This window comes from Novosphingobium sp. (assembly GCF_040398825.1).
Classification (GTDB): domain Bacteria; phylum Pseudomonadota; class Alphaproteobacteria; order Sphingomonadales; family Sphingomonadaceae; genus Novosphingobium.
In genome coordinates this window covers 18830-42591 of record NZ_JBBATI010000029.1, presented here as the reverse complement: position 1 = coordinate 42591, position 23762 = coordinate 18830, and the positions used below count along the sequence as shown (strand labels likewise).

Genomic DNA, 23762 nt, shown 5'->3' with positions numbered 1-23762 from the left:
GTTCGGAGCATTTTCATCACCATGCCCACTGCCAGTCTGGTCTTTAATCCGCGCGATCCGGACGTTATCCAGCGCCCGCTGGAAACCTTGCTGCGGCTGCAGGCCGAAGATCCGGTGCATTGGTCGCCCTTGCTCAAGGGCTGGGTGCTCACCCGCCACGATGATGTCAAAGCGGTGCAGATGAACAGCGGCATTTCGTCGGACCGGCTGACCCCGTTTTTCGAAAGCCAGCAGGGCGACGAGCGGAACCGTTTGAGCGACCTGATTCGCTATCTCAACACCTGGGTGGTGTTCAAGGATCCGCCCGATCACGCCCGGCTGCGCGGGTTGTTGAACAAAGTCGTGACCCCTGCCGTCATGCGCGGGCTGGAGGATGGCATTGCCGAACTGGCGGACGGCTTGCTCGATCGCATTGCGGCGCGCGGTGATGGCCGGTTTGAATGCATCAGCGAATTTGCCAACCCGCTGCCCGCCAGTGTGATCATGGATCTGCTGGGCGTGCCGCGCGAAGACATGGATTTGCTGCGCGACTGGTCCATGCAATTGCAGCCGTTCCTGGGCAACGCCACCGATACCGGCGACAAATACGAGACCGGGCGCGCCGGTGTCGTGGCGATGGCCGACTATTTCCGCGATGCGGCGAAGCACCGTCTGGCGCAACCGCGCGGCGATGTCATCTCGCACTTCGTCATGCTGCAGGAAACCGGGCAGATCACCGAGGATGAACTGATCGGTTCCTGCATCCTGTTTCTGTTTGCCGGGCACGAAACCACCACCAACCTGATCGGCAACGGCATCCGCGCGCTGCTGGCAAACCCGGACCAGAATGCCCGGCTGGCGGCAGATCCGTCGCTGATCGCCAGCGCGGTTGAGGAAATGCTGCGCTTTGAAGGCCCCACGGGTGCGGTTGTGCGCGTGGTGAAGGAGGCATTTGAACTGCGCGGCAAAGTGCTGAACCAGGGCGAGCGGGTCTATGCCATGGTCAATGCCGCCAACCACGATCCAGAGGTGTTCGAATCCGCAGCACGCTTCGATATCGGCCGCACGCCGAACCGCCATCTGACATTTAACCACGGCATTCATTTCTGCCTGGGTGCACCGCTGGCCCGGGCCGAAGCGCGCATCGCCATCACCCGCCTGTTCGCGCGCTTTCCCAATGTCGCCATGGCAACCGACACGGTGGACTATATGGACACGCTGACCATGCGCGGAGTGCGCGAAATGCCGATGATGACGGGTGCGGCGCCATGATCGCACCACCCGCCTTTGGCCTCAGCAGCATCTGGGCCACCCATGCCCGCTTCGCACCGGACCGGACCGCGGCGATATGCGGTGATCAGCGGCTGAGCTGGGGTGAATTTGACCGCGCCACCAGCTGCGTCGCCAATGCCCTGATCACGATGGGCGTGCGGCATGATGATCCGGTCGCGCTGGTGATGACCAACTCGCTCGCAATGCTAGAGGTCATGTTTGGCATCGTCAGGGCCGGCGCCTGCATGGTGCCGATCAGCGGCTTGCTCACCCCGGCGCAAATCGCCACCATGATGGCCGACAGCGGCGCGCGGACCGTGTTTGTTTCACCCGCAAACCGTGCGCTGGTTGAAGCGGCGGCGCTGCCCGCGGGCACCCGGCGGATTGCCATCGGGTTTGCCGGCGAAGGTTGGGAGGCGGGCGATACGCTGTTTTCCGCCGCGCCCGAAACCGATCCCGGCGTGCGCAACCGCCCGGAAGACCGCTTCAACATCATCTACAGTTCCGGCACCACGGGTATGCCCAAGGGCATCGTGCAAAGCCATGGCGCGCGCGCGCATTTCGCCTGGTCCAACGCGCTGGAGCTCGGCATGTCGGGCGAGAGCGTGGCACTGGTCACCACCGCGCTCTATTCCAACGGCACGATGTTCATGGTGCTTCCGCCGCTGCTGCTGGGCGCCACCGTGGTGATCATGGAACAGTTCAGCGCAGGCAGTGCATTGGCGCTGATCGAACAGCACCGGGTCACGCACGCGTTCATGGTGCCGACCCAGTGCATCGTCACGCTCGACGATCCGGCGCTTGGGCGGCATGACCTGTCCAGCCTGAAATGCCTGCTTTCCGCCGGATCGTCGCTGCGGCCCGACACGCGCGCGGCGGTCATCGCGCGGATCACCCCGCATGTTTACGAGCTGTATGGCTTTAGCGAAGGCTTTGCGACCATGCGCAAGCCGGGCGATGCGCAACCGCGGCCTGGCGCAGTCGGCCGCCCGGTAATCGGTTTTGACCTTCGCATCGTCGGCGGCGACGACCGGGAATGCGCGCGCGGCGAAGTCGGCGAGATTGTTGGCACCGGCCTTGGCGCGATGGCGGGTTATCACAACCGGCCCGATCTTGACGCCGCCATCGTCTGGCGCAGCCCGTCGGGTGAGGCGTTTTTGCGCAGCGGCGATCTGGGCTATGTGGACGAGCAGGGTTTCTTGCACATCGTTGACCGCAAGAAAGACATGATCTTGTCCGGCGGCTTCAACATTTTTCCGGCCGATCTCGAAACCGTGATCGGCGAACATCCCGATGTTCAGGATGTGACCGTTATCGGCATTCCGCATTCCAAATGGGGGGAAACGCCGCTTGCGCTGGTCATTCCGCGCGGCACGCCCGATCCGGCGGTGCTGCTGGAATGGGCCAATGCCCGGCTGGCGCGCACGCAGCGGTTGGCGGCGCTGGAGCTCAGAACCGAATTCCCGCGCAATGCGCTGGGCAAAGTCCTGAAACGCGAACTGCGCGCGGCATGGTGGGATGACGCCAAATGACAGATGCCTATATCGTCGGCAGCTATTCCAGCAGCTTCGGAAAATTCCCGGATCGATCGCATAAAGACCTGACGCGCGAAGTCTATCTGGGCGTGCTGGCCGATGCCGGGCTGGCGCGTGGCGATGACATCGGCATGGCGTGGTTCGGCAATTGCGGCATGTGGACCGATGGCCAGGGCAGCATCCGCGGGCAGGTCTGCCTGACCCCGCTTGTGCGCGAGGGCCTGTTTCCGGAACGGGTGCCGGTCATCAATGTCGAAGGCGGCTGCGCCACGGCATCGATCGCGCTGCACGGTGCGTGGAAAGACGTGCTGAGCGGCCAGACCGACCTCAGCATTGCCTTTGGCGTCGAAAAGACCTTCAACCCCGGCGCACCCGATCGCACCACGGCGTTGTTTGATGGCGGCATCGACCAGTATGACCGCGATGAGTGGCTGTCATACTATGCTGCGGCCGGTGACGCTGCGGGCAAGCCGTTCGCACCCGGCCCGGGCCGGACGATTTTCATGGATACGTACGCCATGCAGGCGGCGTGGCACATGCGCACCCATGGCACCACCGATCGGCAGATTGCGATCGCCTGTGCCAAAAACCACACTGCCTCGGTGCACAATCCCAAGGCGCAGTATCGCTTTGCCCTGACTGCCGATGACGTGCTCGCCGACAGGCCGGTCAGCTGGCCACTTACCCGCGCCATGTGCGCGCCGATCGGCGATGGCGCGGCGGCGGCGCTGGTCTGTTCGGGCGCATGGCTGGCGCGCCAGCCGGCTGCTGTTCGCGCGCGCGCCGTGCGCATCGCCGCCAGCACGATGACCGCGGGCAAGTATCGCCGGCTGGATGAGCCGGGGCTTTCGCAACTGGCGGCCCAGCGCGCCTACCGGGCCGCCGGGCTGACCGCCGCCGACATCGATCTGGCCGAAGTGCACGACGCCACCTCGTTCTGTGAACTCTACCAGTCGGAAATGCTGGGCTTTTGCGGGATCGGTGAGGGCGGTCGGCTGGCCGAAAGCGGCGCGACGGCGCAGGGCGGATCGATCCCGATCAATCTGTCGGGCGGCCTGGTCAGCAAGGGGCATCCGGTGGGCGCGACCGGCCTGTCGATGATCGACGAACTCATGCTGCAGCTGCGCGGCGAGGCCGGGCCGCGCCAGGTGAGCGGCGCGCGTACCGCATTGGCGGAAAATGGCGGCGGGGTCATGGGCTTTGATGAGGCGGCATGCTCGGTCATCATTTTGCAGCGCGATTGAGCCGGCTTTGTCAGATGGGCCAGCAGGAGCGCCGCACGTGATCGATTCAGGGGCCGAAGTACTGGCAAAGGCCCAGCCAAAGACCGAGGCGCGCGGCGGCGACAGCAGGCGTGAGGCACTGCTGGATGCGGCGGCAGCCATGTTCGCCGCCAAAGGTTATGACGGCACTACCATCCGCAACATCGCCGGCGCGGTCGGGATGTTGCCGGGATCGATCTACTACCACTTCAAATCAAAGGAAGAATTGCTTCTGGCGGTGTACCGCAAGGGTGTGTCGCGGTTCGAAGCCGCGATAGCCGGGGCGCTGGACAAAACGACCGGAGAGCCGTGGCAGGCGATCGAGGCGGCGTGTTCGGCACACCTTTCGATCCTGCTTGATGGCGGCGATTATGCGCGCATCGTCAACCCGGAGTTCGTGCGTTCGTTTCCGCCACTGATGCTGCCCGTGCTGAACGCCGAGCGTGACCGTTACGAGCGCCACTTTGAAAAGCTGATTGCTGCGCTGCCGCTCGATCCGAAAACCGATCGCTGGCTGTTCAAGGTTGCGCTGTTCGGCAGCCTGAACTGGTCCCAGACCTGGTACCGCAAAGGCCGCTACACCCCCGGTGACATAGCTGCAGCATTTGTCGCCATGCTGCGGGCGAAAGGCGATTGAAACAGCCGTTGCACGGCAGGTCTGCCAGGCAGCGGATCGGCAGGGTCAAGCCCCGGAAATCGGTTGAATTTGTGCGCCCGATTCCGCACTATCCAGCTGGCAAGACGGACGGGAAGGACCTGCCCAAAAATGCCGGGATCACGCCCGGCGTATGGTGCACCAGGGCACGGTGAATTGGACTGCGGGTTTCAAGGTACCGGGGATCACACCCGGCCAAGGAGAGGGTTGAAGACTATGCGCGTATCATTCTTGCGTAAGCTGGTTGCCGCATCGACGCTGGCGCTTGCCGTCGGTGCAGTGGCCGAATCCGGCGCGATGGCCGGGGTGACAGAGGCCATGCTCCGCAACGTCCCCGCCGACGAATGGCTAAGCTATGGCCGTGACTATGCCGAACAGCGCTTCTCCCCCCTGAAACAGGTGAACGAATACAACGTCGATCAGCTGGGCCTTGCCTGGTATGCCGACATTGACAGCGCACGCGGACAGGAAGCGACCCCGCTGGTGCACGACGGCGTGCTCTATGTCACCACCGCCTGGTCGATGGTAAAGGCCTATGACGCCAGGACGGGCAAGCCGCTGTGGGCGTTCGATCCAAAGGTGCCGCGCGCCACGCTGTACCGCGCCTGCTGCGATGCGGTGAATCGCGGTGTGGCGCTGTATGGCGACAAGGTGTTTGTGGCGGCGCTCGATGGCCGGCTGATCGCGCTGGATCAGAAGACCGGTGCGGTCCTGTGGTCGAAAGTCGTGGTGCCCAACCAGACCGACTATACCATTACCGGTGCGCCGCGCATCGTGAAGGGTCGCGTGCTGATCGGCGCGGGCGGTTCGGAATACAAGGCCCGCGGCTATATTTCAGCCTATGACCCCGAAACCGGCAGCGAAGTCTGGCGCTTCAACACCGTGCCCGGCAATCCGGCCGGCGGCTTTGCCAAAGAAGGCGTCAACAAGGCCGCGCACGAAGCGGCGGCCAAGACCTGGGGCAACAAGTGGTGGGAACTGGGCGGTGGCGGCACGGTCTGGGATTCGATCACCTATGATCCGGAAACCAACCTGGTGCTGTTCGGCACCGGCAATGCAGAGCCGTGGAACCCGGCGGCCAACGGGCGCGCGGGCGACAGCCTGTACACCTCATCAATCGTGGCGGTGAATGCGGATACCGGCCAATATGCCTGGCATTTCCAGGAAACGCCGGAAGACCGCTGGGATTTCGATTCGGATCAGCAGATCACCATTGCCGATGTCACCATCGGCGGCGAAAAGCGGCATGTCGCGATGCATGCGCCCAAGAACGGGCATGTCTATGTGCTCGACGTCAAGACCGGCAAATTCCTTTCGGCAACGCCGTGGGTCCCGGTGAACTGGGCAACCGGGGTCGATCCGGAAACGGGCCGCCCGATCATCAACCCGGATGCGCGCTACGAAAAGACCGGCAAGACGTTCGTCAGCCTGCCCGGCGCGGTCGGCGCACACAGCTGGCAGCCGCAGAGCTACAGCCCCAAGACCGGCTATCTCTATATTCCGACCAATCTGGCCGGTTGGCCTTATGCTGCGGCAAAGGATTGGAAACCGACATCCATTGGCTGGACGATCGGGATGGATGGCTATGTCGTGGCGATGCCGGCCGATCTGAAGGTTCAGGCCGGGGCCAAGGCGGCGACCACCGGCCAGCTGGTGGCGTGGGACGTGGCCAACAAAAAGGCGGCGTGGAAGGTCGATCTGGTCGGACCTTCGAACGGGGGGCTGCTCTCGACGGCGGGCAATCTGGTGTTCCAGGGCACTTCCGGCGGCGATTTTGTCGCCTATACCGCCGACAAGGGCCAAAAGCTGTGGTCGTTCCCCGCGCAAAGCGGGATCATTGCCGCGCCGATGACCTATGCCATCGGCGGTGAGCAATATGTCGCGATCCTGGTCGGCTGGGGCGGGGTGTGGGACGTCGCCACCGGCGTGCTGGCGAAGAAGGGCGGTGCCGCGCGCAACATCAGCCGCCTGATGGTGTTCAAGCTTGGCGCATCGGGCCAGCTGCCCGAACTGCCGCCGATGAACAAGATGGTGCTTGACCCGCCGCCGTTCACCGGCACCCCGGCGCAGGCCACCAGGGGCGGGCAGCTCTATGCCCGTTACTGCGCGATGTGCCATGGCGATGCCGCAATCGCGGGCAACCTCAACCCCGACTTGCGCCATTCGGGTACGATCGGTTCGGCTGCGGCGGTGAAGGCGATCGTGCTGGGCGGCCAACTGCACGAACTGGGCATGGTATCGTTCAAGGCGGTGCTGCAAGCGCCTGATGCAGAGGCGATCCGGATGTACCTGATCAAGCGTGCCAACGAGGACAAGGCGCTGGAAGCGCACTGAGGCAACGCGTGTCCCCCGTCAGCACCGGTGGGGCAGATATGCGGCCGCGAATTGAGGAGGGTCGGGGCTTCGTCGTGGTGACGAAGCAACGCAGATGATGCCCTGACCCTCCTTCAAAATGATCAGCCCCCGGATTTCCGGACGCCGGACTTGCGCGCCGGCTGCAACAAAGGGCGCTTCCGGAAATCTGCCAGTTTCTGGCCTGGGATAAGGACAAAGCCCGATGATCGAATTGTTGACCGCGCCAACGCCGAATGGCTGGAAGATCTCGATCATGCTGGAGGAATGCGGCCTGCCTTACCGCGTCCGGTGGGTCGAGCTTGGCAAGGGCGATCAGTTTGCACCGGATTTTCTGGCGATCAGCCCCAACAACCGCATTCCGGCCATCGTCGACCACGATCCTGCCGATGGCGGTGAACCCGTTCCTGTGTTTGAATCGGGCGCGATCCTGCTCTACCTGGCGGAAAAGACCGGGCGGTTCCTGCCCGCCGATCTGCGCAGCCGCAAGCAAGTGATGGAGTGGCTGTTCTGGCAGGTCGGCGGGCTGGGGCCGATGCTTGGCCAGCATGGCCATTTCAAGCTCTATGCGCCGGATCGGATCGCCTATGCCACCACGCGTTACCGCGAAGAGGCGCTGCGGCTCTATGGCGTGCTTGATCGGCAACTGGCCAAAACGCCGTTCCTGGCGGGTGCGGCCTATTCGATCGCGGACATGGCCTGCTGGCCGTGGGTGCGGACCTGGAAAGCGCAGGACATTCCGCTGGGCGATTTCCCTGCGTCACGCGCATGGTATGACCTGCTGAAGCAGCGCCCCGCGCTGCGCCGGGGCGTGGAGCTCGGCAACGAACGCGTCAACCAACGACCGCAGGACAGCGCCGAGACGCGCCGCATCCTGTTCGGCATCAAGGAGGAGAACGCGTGAGCCGCAGCGCCGAATTCTTTTTCGATCTCTCCTCGCCGTGGACGCGCATCGCCTTTGCGAATTTCCGCAAGGCGGTGGAAGGGGCGGACATCGCCATCACGTGGCGGCCCTTCCTGGTCGGTGGCGTATTCAACGCGGTGAATGACAGCGTCTACGAAAGCCGCAAGAACCCGGACAACCCCAAGTTCCGCCTGAGTTTCGCATGGCTGAAGGAATGGGCAAAGCTCGCCGGCCTGGCGATGAACTTTCCCTCGGTCCATCATCCGGTGAAGTCGGTCAATGCCATGCGCTTCTGCTGCGCGCTGGAGGGGGATCAGGCTGCGCTGGTCCGCTTTGCCGAGGCGGCGTTCGAGGCCTACTTTGGCGATGCGCGCAACATCGACGATCCCGATGTGCTGGAACAGATCGCTGCGGCCTGCGGGCTCGACGGTGCGGCGCTGCGCACTGCGGCATCGAGCGAGGATTGCAAGCAACGCCTGCGCCAGAACACCCAGGAAGCGATCGACCGGGGGTCGTTCGGATCTCCGACCATCTTCGTCGACCGCACGTTCATGTATTTCGGCAATGATCAGCTGCCGCTGGTTCTGCAGCGCCTGGCTTTATGACCGACGCCACCGTCAGGTCTTGTCAGACCAAAACTGTTCGCCGGGCAAGACGTTCAAATTCGTCGCGTGGGAGTTTGTGGCGGGTCAAGCGCAACACGAATTTGCATGTCATCCTTACGCAGCGCCGGGATGTGATGACCCGCTGACGTGACCCCCAACCTTCATCCAGTTGCGATTAGAGTACCAGCATCGTTGTTGCGCGTGAGCGCGGGTGAAGCAAGCGGCTGCGTCGCGTGGTGCCGAAAATGCGACACGAAAAAGTCTGCTGGCCCTGTTTCGGTATTCAAATTCGTCCCCACGGGTGTCCCCGACGGCTATCCTGGTTCGGTTGCCCGGCGCGCCGGCTTGACAAGCCGCTGGCGCCGGATGAACCTGCTGTCAATGCATCAGGGCAGGGGGTGGCATGGTTGATCAGCACAGTTCGGTGGGGCACCATGCGCGGTGGGTCCGCGCCACCCATTGGGTGCTGGCGCTGGCGGTGCTGGTGCTCGCGATTTCGGGCGTGACGATTTTCATGGCCCATCCCCGGCTCTATTGGGGGCAGGCGGGCAATGACATGACCGCCGCCTGGCTGGAATTGCCGATCGGGCCCAATTATCGCCACGGTGGCTGGGCCGTGCCGGTGCATTTTACCACGGCCGGGCAGGATGTGATCAGCGCGTCGCGGACCGCGATCATCTTCAACCAGAACGGCTGGGCGCGCAGCCTGCATTTCATCGGGGCCTGGTTGCTGGTTGCCAGCGGTTTGGCCTATGCGCTGTTCGCAAGCGTGACCGGGCATGGCTGGCGCAATCTTTTGCCAGGGCGCGAAGGGCTGATGCCGGCGGCGCTGTTGGCAGACATTCGCGCTCATCTGGCGCACCGGCCGGTCCGCCCCGGTCCGCCCTACAACGTGCTGCAGCGCTGGGCCTATACGCTGGTGCTGATGGCGGTTCCGGTCATGGTGTTCAGCGGGCTGGCGATGTCGCCCTATGTCACCGCCGGATACCCCTGGGTGATCGATCTGTTTGGCGGGCACCAGACTGCACGTTCGGTGCATTTCCTGGCGTTTTCGCTGATCGCCCTGTTTGTCGTGGTGCATGCCGTGATGGTGCTGCGCACCGGCGCGCTGCGGCAGGTACAGGCGATGACCATCGGTTTGAAGAGGAACTGACAATGGATATGAGCCGGCGCACCGTTCTGGCCGGGATGGCTGCGGGCAGTGGCCTGCTGCTTGGCGGCTGTTCCGAAAATCCGCCGACCTATGGCAATGTCCTGCGCATGGGGGACTGGTTCACCTATAACGCGCAACGCCTGCTGATCCCGCGCGGGGTGCTGGCGCGCGAATATGACCGGGGCGACATCACCTCGACCATCGGGGTGGGTACGGTCAATCCCGGCAACGATCACGAACCCGGGTTCAATCCCGGCGGCGGGCCGCTGTGGGCGCAATTGGCCGCCAATGATTTCAAGGACTGGTCGATTGAAGTGGCGGGCGCGGTGGCCCGCCCGGGCCGTTATTCGCTCGATGCGCTGATGCGGTTCAAAGCGCGCACCCAGATCACCCGCCACACGTGCGAGGAAGGGTGGTCCGCGATCAGCGAATGGACCGGGGTCCCGCTGCGCGCGGTGCTGGAACATGCAGGGATCAAGCCCTCGGCCCGCTTCGTCAAGTTCGAGACATTCGACGCCTATCAGGACAGCATCGACATGTTCGATGTGCTGCATCCGCAAACGATCCTGGCCTATGGCATGAATGGCGCCCACCTGCCGCATGGTCACGGCGCCCCGCTGCGCGTGCGCGTGGAAACCCAGCTTGGCTACAAAAGCGTGAAATTCCTCCGCCGCATCGTGGTGACCGAACATTTCGACGACGGCGGCAAAAATGGCAACATCGCCGCCGGTTACAGCTGGTTCGCGGGGATCTGACCCTCACGGCTGTCGCCCGGTCAGCAGGCGACGGACCCGTGCCCCAAATCGATACCCTGGCAGAGGATACAAGCGCATGAGTCTGTTCGACATGACCGGCAAGGTCGCGGTGATCACGGGATCATCGCGCGGGATTGGTGAGGCCATAGCCCACGAAATGGCGGATCACGGCGCCAGGGTCGTCATCACCGGCCGCAATCTGGCCCCGTGCGAAAGCGTCGCTGCGGCGATCAATGCCCGGCATCCAGGCGCGGCCATCGCGGTATCATCATCGCTATCGTCAAAGGAATCGCTGCAGGCGATGATCGACGCGGGCCGGGCGGCGTTTGGCACAATCGACGTGCTGGTGTGCAATGCCGCATCGAACCCGCATTATGGCCCGATGGCCACGATTACCGACGAACAGTTCCGCAAAACGCTCGACAACAATATCGTCGCACAACATTGGCTGATCCAGATGGTCGCGCCCGACATGATCGCGCGCAAAGCCGGATCGATCATCATCATTTCGTCGATCGGCGGCCTGCGCGGCACCCCGATCATCGGCGCCTATGGCATTACCAAGGCAGCCGATATTGCGATGTGCAGAAATCTCGCCCGCGAATTGGGTCCTGCGAATGTGCGGATCAACTGCATTGCCCCCGGCCTGGTCAAAACCGATTTCGCCCGCGGGCTATGGGAAAATCCGGAGAATTTGAAGCATTCGACGTCGAACGCCTGCCTCGGCCGCATCGGCGAACCGCACGAGATTGCGGGTGCCGCTGTGTACCTCGCGTCTGATGCATCGAGTTTCATGACTGGTCAGACCATGGTTATCGACGGCGGGGTCGTCGTCTGACCACGGCAGTATCGCTCGCCTCGATTGCCCGGAGCGAGGATAACGCCCCTGCCGGGTCTATGCGATGGGCGGCGGCACGTTCGTATCGGGCTGAAAGCACCCGCCTGCGGTGAACGCGCAGGCGGGTGCTTTGGTCGCCGGCCGGTCTTATTGCTTGCTGATCTCGGTGATCTCGGCGGACGTGCCGGTCACCGTGAACTTGAACGCCACTGTGTCGCCGACCGCGATGCCGTTCAGCAGCTTTGCCGTCGCGCCGAATGCCATTTTCATGGCGGGCCACTGCAATTCTGCCACTGGGCCGTGATCGAGCGTGATCTTGCCGGCCGCCGTATCGATGGCGGTGACAACGCCGGTGGCGTGCCCGGTCCTTGGTTGCGCTGGCATCGACATGCCGGGCATCGGCGTGTCAGGCAAAGTCTGGGGGCTGGCGCTCTGCGGCGTTTCGGCAGGCTTGCTGCAAGCAGCCAGCGATGCGGCAAGCAGGGTTACAACGATGGTTGCGGTGGTTCTGGTCATTCTGGTTCTCCATGCGGGTGTTGAGGGGCAGGGCGGTGCCTGGGTCTGCGCATCAAAAGATACGCGGCCGGCATGATCAGCATCGAAAGCAGCGGAGCGGTGATCATCCCGCCGACCATCGGCGCTGCGATCCGGCTCATCACTTCGGACCCGGTGCCGGTGCCGATAAGGATCGGGATCAGGCCGGCAAGGATGACCGCGACGGTCATCGCCTTTGGCCTGACGCGCAGCAGCGCGCCTTCGCGCACCGCATCGGCCACCTGGGTCTCATCCGGATCGGGGGGGCGATCGGCCAGCGCGTGTTTCAGATAGATCAGCATTACCACGCCGAATTCGGCGGATACCCCGGCCAGCGCGATAAATCCCACGCCGGTGGCAACCGATTGGTTGTAGCCCAGCAGGTAGAGCAGCCAGACACCGCCCGTCAGTGCGAACGGCAGGGTCGCCATGATCAGCGCGGCTTCATCCCAGCGGCGAAAGGTTGCGTAAAGCAGCGCAAAGATGATCAGCAGCGTTGCCGGGATCACGATTTTCAGCCGTTCGGTCGCGCGCTGCAGGAACTCGAACTGCCCGGTATAGGCAATGCTGATGCCCGGGGGCAGTTGCACGTTTTCGGCCACGGCGCGTTGCAGGTCGCGCACGATGTCGGTCAGCGGACGACCTCTTCCATCCACATAGACCCAGGTCGCCGGGCGGCCATTTTCGCTGCGAAGCATCGGCGGACCACTGGTGATGCGGACATCGGCGACCGTGCCCAGCGTGATCTGCTGGCGTGATGGTGTCAGAACCGGCAGGTTCGCGATCTTGTCGGTGCCGTCGCGCAATTCGCGCGGATAGCGCACGCTGATCGGATAGCGCGCCAGTCCTTCAACGGTCTGACCCACAGCCTCACCGCCGATGGCACCCGATACGACCGACTGGACGTCGGCCACATTCAGACCATAGCGCGCGGCAGCGGCCCGGTTGATCTGGATATCGATATAGCGCCCGCCAGAAAGGCGTTCGGCCAGTGCCGAACTGATCCCCGGCACGGTCTTGGCCACGGCCTCGATCTGGCGTGCCGTGCGATCGATTTCGTCCAGGTTTGCGCCCGACACCTTGATGCCGATCGGGCTCTTTATGCCGGTTGCCAGCATGTCGATGCGGTTGCGAATCGGTGGAATCCAGAAATTGGCCAGGCCGGGCACTTTCACCGTCCTGTCCAGTTCATCGACCAGCTTGTCCTGCGTCATCCCGGCGCGCCATTCGCTGCGGGGTTTGAAGCGGATCGTCGTTTCGAACATTTCGAGCGGGGCAGGATCGGTGGCGGTATCGGCGCGCCCGGCCTTGCCAAACACGCTTTCAACCTCGGGAATGGTTTTGATCAGGCGGTCGGTTTGCTGCAGCAGCAGCGCAGCCTTGGCCGACGAGATGCCGGGCAGGGCCGACGGCATATACAGCAGATCGCCTTCGTTCATTTGCGGCATGAACTCGCCGCCGGTCTGGCTGATCGGCCAGATACCCGATGCAAAAACAAGACCCGCGACCAGCAATGCCTGTTTGGGCTTTGCCATGACCCAATCGAGCGCGAGCCGGTAGGCGCGCGTCAGCCAGCGGTTGACGGGATTGCTTTGTTCGGCCGGTATCCGCCCGCGGATCAGCCAGCCCATCAGGACGGGCACCAGCGTGATCGACAACAGCGCCGCACCGGCCATCGCATAAGTCTTGGTAAACGCGAGCGGGGCAAACAGCCGTCCTTCCTGGCCCTGCAATGAAAAGATCGGAATGAACGAGAACGTGATGATCAGCAGGCTGAGGAACAGCGCCGGGCCGACTTCGGCGGCGGCGCCGGTAATCACGTCCCACCGTTCCGGCCCCTTGAGCACACCGTCCGGATGATCGTGCGCCCAGCGTTCGAGGTGCTTGTGCGCGTTTTCGATCATCACCACCGCGGCATCGACCATCGCGCCGATGGCGATGGCAATCCCGCCCAGCGACAGGATGTTCGCGTTCAGGCCCTGCACGCGCATGACGATGAAGGCGAGCAGAATGCCCAGCGGCAGCGTCAGAACCGCGACCAGCGCCGAACGGACATGCCACAGGAACAGCGCACAGACGAGCGCGACGATGGCAAATTCCTCGAACAGCTTGCCGGTCAGGTTTTCCACCGCCCGGTCGATCAGTCCCGACCGGTCGTACGTCGGGACAATCTCGACACCGGGCGGCAGGCTCGCCCTCAGCTCGGCCAGCTTGGCGCGCACGCCGGCGATGACCTCGCGCGCGTTCTTGCCCTGGCGCATGACGATGACGCCGCCCGCCACTTCGCCCTGGCCGTTAAGTTCGGCTATCCCGCGCCGCATGTCGGGGCCGATCTGTACAGTTGCGACATCGCCCAGGGTGACCGGGATCCCGCCCGCGCTCTTGAGCGGTACGGCCCGAAAATCCTCCAGTGTCTTCAAATAGCCTGCCGCGCGGACCACATATTCGGCCTCTGCCATCTCGATGACGCCGCCGCCGGCTTCCTGGTTGGCGCGCCGCAGAGCATCGCCAACGTCACTGGCCGTCACGCCGTAGGACGCCAGTTTCTGAGGATCGACAACGACCTGATATTGCTTGACCATCCCGCCAATGCTGGCGACCTCGGCAACGCCGGGCACAGCCTTCAGCTCATAGCGCAGGAACCAGTCCTGAATGCTGCGCAGCTGCGCAAGGTCATGCCGCCCGGTCTTGTCGACCAGCGCATATTCATAGATCCACCCGACGCCCGTGGCATCAGGCCCGAGCGAGGCGGTGGCACCAGCGGGCAAACGACCCTGTACCTGGCTGAGATATTCCAGCACGCGGCTGCGCGCCCAATACAGATCGGTGCCATCCTCGAACAACACATAGACGAAACTGTCGCCGACGAACGAGTAGCCGCGCACCACCCGTGCACCCGGGACCGAGAGCATGGTGGTGGTGAGCGGATAGGTCACCTGGTTCTCGACGATCTGCGGGGCCTGGCCCGGGTAGGTCGTCCGGATAATCACCTGCACGTCGGACAGATCGGGCAGCGCATCGACCGGTGTGGTCTGCACCGCACCAATCCCGATGACCATCAGCACCAGGGCGGCGGCGACCACCAGTGCGCGCGCCCTTACCGAGGCCCGGATGATGGCCCGGATCATTGGGACGCGCCAAGCGGGCGGATGGCGATGCCGGTAAGGCTGGCTTCTGAATCGATCAGGAACTGGCCGGACAAAACGACCTGTTCGCCCTCGCTCAGCCCCTGCAGGATTTCGGTCTGTCCGCCGCTTGCGCGTCCCGTGCGGATTTCGGCGGGATGATAGCGTCCATCCCGGGATGCCAGCATCACGATGGCGCGCGTGCCGGTGCGGATTACGGCTTCGCTGGGGATAAGCAGCGCGGATTTCGCGTCACCGCCAAGGCTGACGCTGGCAAACATGCCGGGCCGCAATCGGCCGCCGCGATTGGCGAGTTCGATCCGCACGGTCAGAGTTCGGCTGTCGGCCGCTGTTGTTGGCAAAATGGCGATGACCCGGCCTGCGAAAGTCTCGGCTGGAAACGCGGTCAGCGTGGCGGTCGCATTCTGCCCCACACGGACCAGCCCGGCCTGGGCTTCTGGCACGGCGGCATTCAACCAGACCGTGCCAAGGCCCGTCACCTGGGCCAGCGTCTGCCCGGTGGCGAGCGTTACCCCGGCGCGCGCATCGAGCGTTTGGATAACCCCGCCAATCGGGCTGGTCACTGTGATTGTTCCCCCCGTTCGCCCGGTGCGCTCGACGCCCGCAATCACGTTTTCCGACATCCCCAGCAATCGCAGGCGCTGGCGCGCGGCAGCGGTGAGCGCGGGATTGGCCAGGCGTTTGACCGACAGGAACTCGGTCTGCGCGCCGCCCCATTCGGGCAGCTGAATATCGGCAATCGGCGCTCCGGCCTGGATCACGTCACCTGGCGCCCGGCCATATGTCCGCTGCACAAACCCGCCCGAACGCGCCTGAATATTGGCCACATCGCGCTGGTTGAAATCGATGCTGCCGGTAACGACAATGCTCGCCGCCAATGCTCCGATCTTTGCCGGCGCTGTGCGAATGCCCAGGTTCTGCCGGGCCGACGGATCGATCGTCACGCCCGGCGCTGCTCCGCCAGCGCCACCGCCATCGGCATATTTGGGTAGCAGCTGCATATCCATGAACGGCGATTTGCCGGGCTTGTCGAACTTCTGGTCCGGGAACATCGGATCGTAGTAGTAAAGCGCCTTGCTGGCGGGCCCCGCAGGACTGGCGGCACCGGTTGCCGGCTGCACGGTCCCGTGCCCGGCTCCGAGCCAATAGCCGCCGCCCCCCGCCAGCAGAACGGCGATCAGGGCTGCCGCGCGCAAGCGCGCCGCTGGTGTTGCGTCAAAGCCCATCGGTTGTGCCTGCATAAGTGATGTTGATCCGGATGGCGTCGCGCGCGACTTCTGCTTCACGGTTCAGCAGGTCGACTTCGGCCTCGGCCACGGAGAGCGTTGCCAGCAGCGCGGCCCCGAGATCGGTCTTGCCCGCTGCATAGCTTTCGCGGTCGAGCATCGCGCGCTGTCTGGCGAGCGGCGCCAGCGTCTTGCGGGCGTTTTCGAGGCGTTGATGGTGCATGGCGTGATCGGCCAAATCGGCCTCCAGCGCGGCGGCCCATTCGCGTTCCGCTGCCTCACGGTCGAACCGCGTTCGATCGGCCTCGCTCAGTGCAGCCGCGATTTTCGGGTTCTGACGGCGCTTCGCGAACAGCGGAAGGTCAATGGTGACGCCGACTGTGACAAGATCGCCATAGTTCGGCTCACGGCGGCCATAGGATGCGTTGACGGTCCAGTCCGGGTGTTTGTCGGCGCGCGCCAGTTGCGCCTGGGCATCGGCCGAAAGTGTGGCGGCGTCGCGGGCACGCAGCATGGGGACAGCCGCCAGTGATGACCGCAGCCCCGCTTCATCGATGACAGGCAGCGGCGGTTCGCCTGCCGTCAGCACGTCCTTGTCGCCGGTAAACCGGATCAGTTTGGTCTTTGCCCGGGCAAGGTCGGCAACCAGCCCCGCACGGCGATCGGCCACCTGGGCGCGCAGTTGCGCGGGTTCAAGTGCCTGACTGGGGCGTGCGCTGCCCGAAGCAAGGCGCGCGCTGACCGTCGTTTGCAGATCGTCAAGCCCGGCATCCAGTGACTGCAACAGGGCCAGGCGTTTCTGGCCGTAATAGAGGTCGATCCACGCCAGCGCTGTTTCCAGGCGAACGGCGCGCAACTCGATAAGCTTGTCTGCCTCTGCGATGGTGACGCCCGCGGCCGCCATCGCCGCGCGCGCATGCCGCTTTGCCGGATTGGTGAATTGCTGGCTCACGCCGATGCTCGTCATGGTGAAATTGTCGCGGTTGAGGCGGCCGGCGTCTGGCCCGGTGACGGGAAAGTCCTTGAGCTCCAGACCAATGGTCGGGTCGGGGAGCTGGTCTGCCGCGATTGCGGAGGACCGCGCCGCCGCAATCCCGGCATCGCGCCCCAGCACGCTGGGCGCCTCTGCCGCGAGTCTCAGCGCGGTGTCAAACGTCAGCGGCTCGGCCAGCACGGCCGTCGTCCCGAACGGGACGGTGACCGCGCATGCGGCCAACCAGAACACTTTCATCGCAAAATCCCTTGACTGAATTTGGCAACAAGCAGCCGCCGGCTTCACCGGCGCTGCATGTGGAATTCAGGCAGGAAATGAAGGCGGGTCTGGGTCCGGAGCGATCTTCCGCCCGTGCAAAACCCGCATCGCGGGCCAGCTTGCCGCCAGCAAAGGTGGCTGGATTGAGGCACCGAGTGGCGGCCCCGCGTCAGTTGCGATAGCGACGGAACAGTTCGCCATCGCGATACAGCACAGCGCGGTGGCCTTGCCTGGCATTTTGCCATTGCCAGCATGTCGCATCTCGGCACAGCCGGGCATATCGGTCATGCCTGCCACGCCGTGTATCGCGGCCATCCCGGCTTGCGCCATTTCCCGGCAGGGTGCTGTTTCGCGCGCAATCCCCTGGCTGGCCAATCCCAGCAGGACCCCCAGCACAAGCAGATGACGGGCGAACAATGTCAGCATGACCCAAGGTTGGAGCCTGGCATCGCAAAAGTCAATTCGGACGCGAAAGCAGCCGTCGCCTTATGACGCTGTTTCAAAGCTCGACCACAGAGAGGATATGGCTAGCCCGATCCGGGAAGATGTAATCGAATTCGAAAATCATGGACTCGCCCAGTTGTCCGCTGCGCACAAGATCGGTTTCGACAAACACCTGAACGCCGGCGGTGCCATAGGCATAGCGGGTGGCACTGCCGAACACGGGTGAGCGATCGAGCCGCGCATCGATTTCGGCATCGCCGCGCCGGGCGCGGTTGATGCCGATTTTCAGCCGCCCCGTGAAAACAGGATCATTCGCTTCGAGGTCGCGCAGCACCAGCACGAGCGCTTCGATTTCGTCGAGCGAGGGGACGAGCAGGCCAAGGTGAAAACTGGCTTCGAAATCCTGCGCCATCATGGTCCGATAGTCTTTGACCGCTTCATCCTCCTGATCGGTACCGACGTGCAACGCGCGGTGGATTGCCGCGATCAGGCGCGCCTGCGGTTCGGGCAGGCACGACAGATAAATGATGCCATCGCCGCGCGCGAAATGGTTGCGGTTGGCGACAAAGCGATAAAAGTTGCCATTGCGCAGCGGCAGCACTTGCGTTTCGACAAGGCCCATCACCTGCAACAGCCGTGCTGCCAGCGGCCCATCCTCTGGTGTGGCATAGTGCAATGCCAGGTGGCCCAGCGACAGGCTGGTGTCAGAGACCGGGCTGGTGCGATCGGGGGCTGACGTCGCCATTGTGATAAACCCTCTCATCCAGGCATTGGGCACTGTATCGGGCACTTCGCGCGCGGCGATCTATGCTCAACGGAATAGCAGCGCGCCGTTGTGGCAGCAAGACCTGGTAAGTGCCCGATCACAAGCAATGCGTAAACACACAATGCTCATTTGACGCATACCATAAATTCAGTCGCCGCCTATCTGCCTGATGCGTAACGTGAATGCGAAAAAAGTGGGCCGGCCATTGGCCGCGCAGACCATGACCGGGTCTTTCGCCAACTGGGCAAACAGCCCGTCTGCCGCAGCCCGACAGACCAGGCACCGGACGCGGCGCACGACCGGGCAGGGTGCTGCGATCAATCCAGCGCACGTGCCCGTCAGGCAAAGATCGCGGCGCGCACCCAATCGACTGTAGACGCACCATGATCCAGCCGCGCGGTGCCGAGCACGCCGGCCCAATACCCTTCGGACCCATCAGCCAGCCGCCATTCGTGCAGCCGCCGGGTGAGCAGTTGCAGATCATATGCTTCGCTGATCCCGATCGCGCCGTGCACGGCGTGCGCGCTGGCGGCGATCCGGGTGGCGGCGGCAGAGGTGGTGATCTTGGCAGTGGCGGCCAGCGCGACCGGCACTTGCGGCCAGCGTGATGCGCCCAGTTGTGCGGCGATGCGGCAGGCGACCATATCCTCTGCCATCACCGCCAGCATCTGCTGCAGCGCTTGCTGACGCCCGATCGGTTTGCCGAATTGCACGCGGTCGTTGGCATAGGCGCATGCCATGTCGGTCAGCCGCGCGACCGCACCGGCGATCAGCAGCGCGCGCAGCACCGCAGCGATCGGCCGCAATCCACCCACCGGTCGCGCCAGCACTGGCCCCTGCGGCGTGCCCGACAGCAACGCCGCCAGTGACCCGTGCACGCCGGTCGGCTGCGGCATGAGCGCGGCAATCGGGCTCAACACCAGTGCCTCACCCATGTCCACCAGCGCATGATCGGCCAGCAGCGCCGCCGGCACCGGCTGTGCCAGCGAGCTCACCAGCACGATCGGCCCATCGGGCGCAGCGATCCCGGCACCGGCCAGCAACGCGCGCGCGACCATGGTTTCCGCCACCGGCACGGGCAGTGCGTGCGCGCCCAGCGCCGCGACCAGCGGCACAAGGTCAGCCAGGGCAAGCCCGGCCCCACCGGCATCCTCTGCCACCAGCGCATCCAGATAGCCCGAATCCGCAAACGCCTGCCAAATGGGCCGGGTCGATCCGCCCGCCTCCAGCGCGCGCACAGCATCGGCGCCGGCCACATCATCCAGCATGCGCACGAACGGGTCGAGCAGGTCCATGTCCGCCATCGTCATTTCCCCGCTCACCGCAAACCCATGCCGCGCGCGATAATCCCGCGCAGGATTTCGCGCGTACCGCCACGCAGCGAAAAGCTGGGCGCGACATGCGTGACATACATCAGCGTGGCGTAAAGTTCGGCACTGACCGGTTCATCGGGGTGCGTGGCCAGATCATCACCGATCACCAGTGGCAGTTCCTGTTCGAAACCGGTGCCGCGATCCTTGACAATGCTGGCCTCCACCACCGGGCTTTCGCCGGCTGCCAGCCGCGCGGTGCAGGCAATCGACATCGCGCGCAGCGTGGCCAATTCGGCGGTCAGCCGTCCCACCAGCGCGGCACTGTCCGTGCGTCCGGCCGCCTGCAGATGCCGTACCCAGGCATCGAGCAGCACCACGCTGGAATAAATGCGTTCCGGCCCCGACCGTTCAAACGCCAGTTCGGCGGCGACTTGTTGCCAGCCTTCGCCCTCCTGGCCGACCAGCGCATCGGCACCCAGCGCGACATTGTCAAAGAACACTTCGGCAAAATGTGCATCGCCGGTCAGATCGACGATCGGCCGGATGGTGACGCCGGGCGCCTTCAGATCGATGATCACCTGCGACAGCCCGGCCTGCCGGTCCGTCGGCGCGCCCGATGTGCGCACCAGCGCGATCATATAGTCGGAATGCAGCGAATTGGTGGTCCAGATCTTCTGGCCATTGACCACCCAACCAGCATCGGTGCGATCGGCGCGGGTGCGCACGCTGGCCAGGTCTGACCCCGATCCCGGCTCGCTCATGCCGATGCAGAACAGCAGTTCACCCCGGCAGATGCGCGGGATATACATCTGTCGCTGCGCCTCTGTGCCATAGCGCAGGATCAGCGGCGCGGATTGCCGGTCGGCAATCCAGTGCGCGGCCACCGGCGCGCCGGCGCACAGCAGTTCTTCCACCACCACGAACCGCGCAAACGGCCCGCGTTCATGGCCGCCATAGGCGCGTGGCAGCGTCAGGCCGAGCAGCCCGGCCGCACCCAGCGCGCGGCTGAACCCGGCATCGAACCCCTGCCACGACCGCGCCCGCTGGTCGAGCGGCCGGGCGGCCACATGGCGCGCGACCAGATCGCGCACCACGGCGCGCAAGTCTTCATCGGCCGGCGGCAATTGCGCCAATGTCAGCGTGTCAAACACGATCCCGTCCTCATCCCGTCATCGCCGCAGACCCTTGGCCGCGTCCCGCCCCACACGCAATCCTGCATTTTGGTGTTGCAGCCGATCAGTCAACCGCGATCTGACGCGCCAGATCGGGCATCATCGGCGGGGTCTGTTCGGCCAGGAATTTCACTCGCCCGCCAATGATCTGCGCGCTCATGTCGGGATGGCTGTGCACCCAGAACCGGTTTTCGGCCATCTGTTGCAGAAACAGCCGGCAGCCGTGATCCAGGTCCATGCCATGATCGCGCATCATCGCAAACATCGCCTGGCGATGGCCCTGCGATTGGCCGGGTTCGCCTTCGCCGCCTTCGGGGTTGAAGATATTGGTGCGGATCAGCCCCGGCACGATCGCGGAGACATGGATCGGCAGCGCTTTCAGCTCCATTTCCAGGTACAGGCATTCGCTGAATGCCTGTACCGCATGTTTGGTGACGGTATAGGCGGTCTGCGCCGGCATCTGGCCAAACGCCCCGACCGACGACAGGTTGCCAATCCACGCTTCCTGTCCGCTGGCAATCATGCGCGGCACAAACGCCCGCACGCCATGGATCACGCCATGCAGATTGATGTTCAGCGTGGCTTCCCAGCGCGCCGCAGGCACTTCCCAGGTGTAGCCGACGGTTTCGATCCCGGCATTGTTGATCAGCAGGCGAACCGCGCCGTGGCGGTCAAACACCGTTTCGGCCAGGCGGTCGAGTTCTTCGGGGCGGGACACATCGACCGTGATCGCCTCTGCCGTGCCGCCCGCGGCAACAATCGCATCGACCGTTGCCTGCGCCGTGGCCGCGTTCACATCGGTCACCACCACCGTCATGCCCAGCGCGCCCGCCCGCCGGGCGAGGCCAGCGCCTATGCCCGATCCGGCCCCGGTCACGACGGCCACACCGCCCCCGAACACGTCGACATCATGTGCCATTCGTCTGGTCTTTCGTTATGGGGCAAACACTGCCTTCAGCAATGTGGCGGCATCACCGGGCCCAAGTCAATCCAGGGAACGGCCGCGTTGCCCGGGTGCGCAGCGTTGATGGCAGACAAACGCATTCACGGCGCCACGATGCTGCTGACTTGCTGCACGCCATGGTCGAGCCCCAACCATTGCGCCATGGTGGCCAGTTCCGCGTGCAAGGCATCGCGGGCATGGCCGGGGGCATCGGGTTCGAAATGGGCCGATCGTACCAGCAGGCGGGCATTTTGCCGGTCGGCCTTCAGATCGACACGCCCGACCAGCCGTTCGCCCAGCAGGAACGGCAGGACATAATAGCCGTGCACGCGTTTGTGGGCCGGCACATAGATCTCTATGCGATAGCGAAAGCCGTGCAGGCGTTCCGTGCGATCGCGCTGCCAGATCAGCGGATCGAACGGCGCCAGCAGGGCCTGTGCGCTGATCCGGCGCGGGGTCTGTGCATCGCGGTGCAGCCAGGCATGGCCCCAGCCATGCACATGCACAGGCATCAGCACGCCATCTTCGGCCAGGCTTTCGATGGCCGATTTTGCTGCCTGCAGCGGCTGACGAAAATAGTCGCGCAATTCGGCCGAGGTGGCGATGCCATGCGCGCGGGCCGCGCGTTCGATCAGGGCGCGATGCGCCTCATCATCGCGGGGCGTCACGGCGTTCAGCACGGCCGATGGGATCACGCGTTCGGGCAAATCATAGACCCGTTCAAAGCTGCCGCGACGGGTGGCCGTGGTAATGTGACCGGCCCAGAACAGCCATTCCAGCGCACGTTTGGTATCGCTCCATTCCCACCATCCCGACTGGCGGGTGTGTGATGCAAATTCCGATGCGGCCAGTGGACCGTCTGTTTTGATCCGATCGAGCAGGGCCATCGCCTCTGCCCGCCGCTCGGTCGCATAGACCTGCAGCCCGGTCCAGCCGGCCTGGCCAAGATCGGCCTGCGCCATCCGCCAGCGCAGCAGCGGATACATATCGAACGGCAGCAGCGATGCTTCATGCGCCCAGTATTCGAACAGCTTGCGCTGGCGCTTTGTCCCCCACGCCAGGCGGTCAAGATCGGCACGGTCATAGCTGCCCAGGCGCGAAAATGCCGGCAGGTAGTGCGCGCGTGAAAGAACGTTGACGCTGTCGATCTGGTGCAGATGCAGCCGGGCGAGGTTGCGCAACAGCGGCGACGTCCCCGCAGACGCCGGGCGTTTCGCCCCGAAACCCTGCGCATGAAGCGCAGTCCGTCGCGCGGCGGACAATTCCAGCTGCTGAATGGTCATCGCTTGACGGCATGGAAATACCCGTCGCCCGGGTCAAGCGGCATAACTCTGGCCAGGACGATCCCGGCCCGGTTCGCGCAGACGTTCGATGCCGTGCAACACCTGCGCGTGGCAGCGGTTTGACCATCAATCAAAATTTTATCCATATGGAATAATTGGATAAATGGGTTTAATGGCGGGGCAATCCCGCCCCATGCACGCAATACCACTTCCCATTCTGCCCTTAACCGACTACCCGACGGTCGCACCCCGGGGGGCCGCTGACGCGCGGCTGAGAGGTGGTCAGCAGACCACGACCCGCTGAACCTGATCCGGTTGATACCGGCGTAGGGAGGGCTGGCGGCTGGTCTTCAACAGGCTGGTTCGTTGTCCC

General features: G+C 64.2%; 20 protein-coding genes and 1 riboswitch. Of the genes, 10 read left to right on the top strand and 10 right to left on the bottom strand.

Going from position 1 to position 23762, the window contains the following annotated elements:
- Positions 1-21: 21 nt before the first annotated feature.
- The 10 genes from ABWP89_RS13925 (at position 22) to ABWP89_RS13880 (ending at position 11310) form a co-directional block, all read left to right on the top strand.
- On the top strand, positions 22-1251 hold the full coding sequence (locus tag ABWP89_RS13925; protein WP_353230013.1) for a cytochrome P450: 1230 nt from the start codon (positions 22-24) through the stop codon (positions 1249-1251).
- Positions 1248-2783, top strand: a complete 1536-nt coding sequence (locus tag ABWP89_RS13920) for a class I adenylate-forming enzyme family protein (protein ID WP_353230011.1) — start codon at positions 1248-1250, stop codon at positions 2781-2783. The genes ABWP89_RS13925 and ABWP89_RS13920 overlap by 4 nt, the downstream gene beginning before the upstream one ends.
- The gene (locus ABWP89_RS13915; RefSeq protein ID WP_353230009.1) at positions 2780-4030 is read left to right on the top strand and encodes a thiolase family protein; all 1251 of its coding nucleotides are present in this window, start codon (positions 2780-2782) and stop codon (positions 4028-4030) included. The genes ABWP89_RS13920 and ABWP89_RS13915 overlap by 4 nt, the downstream gene beginning before the upstream one ends.
- A 37-nt stretch (positions 4031-4067) precedes the next feature.
- Positions 4068-4685, top strand: a complete 618-nt coding sequence (locus ABWP89_RS13910) for a TetR/AcrR family transcriptional regulator (protein ID WP_353230008.1) — start codon at positions 4068-4070, stop codon at positions 4683-4685.
- Positions 4686-4919: 234 nt separating this feature from the next.
- Positions 4920-7037 carry a PQQ-dependent dehydrogenase, methanol/ethanol family gene (locus tag ABWP89_RS13905; RefSeq protein ID WP_353230007.1) on the top strand — a complete coding sequence of 706 codons (2118 nt, stop codon included), beginning with the start codon at positions 4920-4922 and terminating at the stop codon, positions 7035-7037.
- Positions 7038-7260: 223 nt separating this feature from the next.
- Positions 7261-7959, top strand: a complete 699-nt coding sequence (locus ABWP89_RS13900; protein WP_353230006.1) for a glutathione S-transferase N-terminal domain-containing protein — start codon at positions 7261-7263, stop codon at positions 7957-7959.
- Entirely contained in the window at positions 7956-8564 is a 609-nt protein-coding gene (locus tag ABWP89_RS13895; protein WP_353230004.1) for a 2-hydroxychromene-2-carboxylate isomerase, read from the top strand. The genes ABWP89_RS13900 and ABWP89_RS13895 overlap by 4 nt, the downstream gene beginning before the upstream one ends.
- Positions 8565-8967: 403 nt before the next feature.
- A complete protein-coding gene (locus tag ABWP89_RS13890; RefSeq protein WP_353230003.1) occupies positions 8968-9717 on the top strand; it encodes a cytochrome b/b6 domain-containing protein in 750 nt (249 codons plus the stop codon).
- 2 nt (positions 9718-9719) lie between these two features.
- A complete protein-coding gene (locus ABWP89_RS13885; RefSeq protein ID WP_353230002.1) occupies positions 9720-10472 on the top strand; it encodes a molybdopterin-dependent oxidoreductase in 753 nt (250 codons plus the stop codon).
- A 76-nt stretch (positions 10473-10548) separates the two neighbouring features.
- A complete protein-coding gene (locus ABWP89_RS13880) occupies positions 10549-11310 on the top strand; it encodes an SDR family oxidoreductase (protein ID WP_353230000.1) in 762 nt (253 codons plus the stop codon).
- 147 nt (positions 11311-11457) lie between these two features.
- On the opposite strand, the gene ABWP89_RS13875 is transcribed toward ABWP89_RS13880, so the two are convergent.
- From ABWP89_RS13875 to ABWP89_RS13830, 10 genes are all read right to left on the bottom strand, one after another.
- Positions 11458-11826, bottom strand: coding sequence for a copper-binding protein (locus tag ABWP89_RS13875; RefSeq protein WP_353229999.1), 369 nt, complete (start codon positions 11824-11826; stop codon positions 11458-11460).
- A complete protein-coding gene (locus ABWP89_RS13870) occupies positions 11823-14972 on the bottom strand; it encodes an efflux RND transporter permease subunit (RefSeq protein WP_353229998.1) in 3150 nt (1049 codons plus the stop codon). Before ABWP89_RS13870 ends, ABWP89_RS13875 begins: the two co-directional genes overlap by 4 nt.
- Entirely contained in the window at positions 14969-16216 is a 1248-nt protein-coding gene (locus ABWP89_RS13865) for an efflux RND transporter periplasmic adaptor subunit (RefSeq protein WP_353229997.1), read from the bottom strand. Before ABWP89_RS13865 ends, ABWP89_RS13870 begins: the two co-directional genes overlap by 4 nt.
- A complete protein-coding gene (locus ABWP89_RS13860) occupies positions 16206-17447 on the bottom strand; it encodes a TolC family protein (RefSeq protein WP_353230030.1) in 1242 nt (413 codons plus the stop codon). The genes ABWP89_RS13865 and ABWP89_RS13860 overlap by 11 nt, the downstream gene beginning before the upstream one ends.
- A gap of 66 nt (positions 17448-17513) precedes the next feature.
- On the bottom strand, positions 17514-17894 hold the full coding sequence (locus tag ABWP89_RS13855) for a hypothetical protein (RefSeq protein ID WP_353229996.1): 381 nt from the start codon (positions 17892-17894) through the stop codon (positions 17514-17516).
- Positions 17895-17967: 73 nt separating this feature from the next.
- Complete coding sequence (locus tag ABWP89_RS13850; protein WP_353229994.1) at positions 17968-18657, bottom strand: hypothetical protein; 690 nt, start codon at positions 18655-18657, stop codon at positions 17968-17970.
- 359 nt (positions 18658-19016) lie between these two features.
- Entirely contained in the window at positions 19017-19982 is a 966-nt protein-coding gene (locus ABWP89_RS13845) for an acyl-CoA dehydrogenase family protein (RefSeq protein WP_353229993.1), read from the bottom strand.
- Positions 19983-19996: 14 nt separating this feature from the next.
- Entirely contained in the window at positions 19997-21142 is a 1146-nt protein-coding gene (locus ABWP89_RS13840; protein WP_353229992.1) for an acyl-CoA dehydrogenase family protein, read from the bottom strand.
- Between the two features lie 85 nt (positions 21143-21227).
- The gene (locus ABWP89_RS13835) at positions 21228-22082 is read right to left on the bottom strand and encodes an SDR family NAD(P)-dependent oxidoreductase (RefSeq protein ID WP_353229991.1); all 855 of its coding nucleotides are present in this window, start codon (positions 22080-22082) and stop codon (positions 21228-21230) included.
- Between the two features lie 125 nt (positions 22083-22207).
- The gene (locus tag ABWP89_RS13830) at positions 22208-23389 is read right to left on the bottom strand and encodes a winged helix-turn-helix domain-containing protein (protein ID WP_353229989.1); all 1182 of its coding nucleotides are present in this window, start codon (positions 23387-23389) and stop codon (positions 22208-22210) included.
- 240 nt (positions 23390-23629) lie between these two features.
- Positions 23630-23740, top strand: a riboswitch (TPP riboswitch).
- Positions 23741-23762 lie beyond the last annotated feature (22 nt).

Excerpts from the sequence above, each read along its gene's own strand:
- ABWP89_RS13850 (WP_353229994.1), bottom strand. The coding sequence starts at position 18,657 with ATGGCGACGTCAGCCCCCGATCGCACCAGCCCGGTCTCTGACACCAGC.
- ABWP89_RS13845 (WP_353229993.1), bottom strand. The coding sequence starts at position 19,982 with ATGGCGGACATGGACCTGCTCGACCCGTTCGTGCGCATGCTGGATGAT.
- ABWP89_RS13870 (WP_353229998.1), bottom strand. The coding sequence starts at position 14,972 with ATGATCCGGGCCATCATCCGGGCCTCGGTAAGGGCGCGCGCACTGGTG.
- ABWP89_RS13875 (WP_353229999.1), bottom strand. The coding sequence starts at position 11,826 with ATGACCAGAACCACCGCAACCATCGTTGTAACCCTGCTTGCCGCATCG.
- ABWP89_RS13915 (WP_353230009.1), top strand. The coding sequence starts at position 2,780 with ATGACAGATGCCTATATCGTCGGCAGCTATTCCAGCAGCTTCGGAAAA.
- ABWP89_RS13835 (WP_353229991.1), bottom strand. The coding sequence starts at position 22,082 with ATGGCACATGATGTCGACGTGTTCGGGGGCGGTGTGGCCGTCGTGACC.
- ABWP89_RS13830 (WP_353229989.1), bottom strand. The coding sequence starts at position 23,389 with ATGACCATTCAGCAGCTGGAATTGTCCGCCGCGCGACGGACTGCGCTT.
- ABWP89_RS13860 (WP_353230030.1), bottom strand. The coding sequence starts at position 17,447 with ATGAAAGTGTTCTGGTTGGCCGCATGCGCGGTCACCGTCCCGTTCGGG.
- ABWP89_RS13920 (WP_353230011.1), top strand. The coding sequence starts at position 1,248 with ATGATCGCACCACCCGCCTTTGGCCTCAGCAGCATCTGGGCCACCCAT.
- ABWP89_RS13885 (WP_353230002.1), top strand. The coding sequence starts at position 9,720 with ATGGATATGAGCCGGCGCACCGTTCTGGCCGGGATGGCTGCGGGCAGT.
- ABWP89_RS13880 (WP_353230000.1), top strand. The coding sequence starts at position 10,549 with ATGAGTCTGTTCGACATGACCGGCAAGGTCGCGGTGATCACGGGATCA.
- ABWP89_RS13905 (WP_353230007.1), top strand. The coding sequence starts at position 4,920 with ATGCGCGTATCATTCTTGCGTAAGCTGGTTGCCGCATCGACGCTGGCG.
- ABWP89_RS13925 (WP_353230013.1), top strand. The coding sequence starts at position 22 with ATGCCCACTGCCAGTCTGGTCTTTAATCCGCGCGATCCGGACGTTATC.
- ABWP89_RS13890 (WP_353230003.1), top strand. The coding sequence starts at position 8,968 with ATGGTTGATCAGCACAGTTCGGTGGGGCACCATGCGCGGTGGGTCCGC.
- ABWP89_RS13855 (WP_353229996.1), bottom strand. The coding sequence starts at position 17,894 with ATGCTGACATTGTTCGCCCGTCATCTGCTTGTGCTGGGGGTCCTGCTG.
- ABWP89_RS13865 (WP_353229997.1), bottom strand. The coding sequence starts at position 16,216 with ATGGGCTTTGACGCAACACCAGCGGCGCGCTTGCGCGCGGCAGCCCTG.
- ABWP89_RS13900 (WP_353230006.1), top strand. The coding sequence starts at position 7,261 with ATGATCGAATTGTTGACCGCGCCAACGCCGAATGGCTGGAAGATCTCG.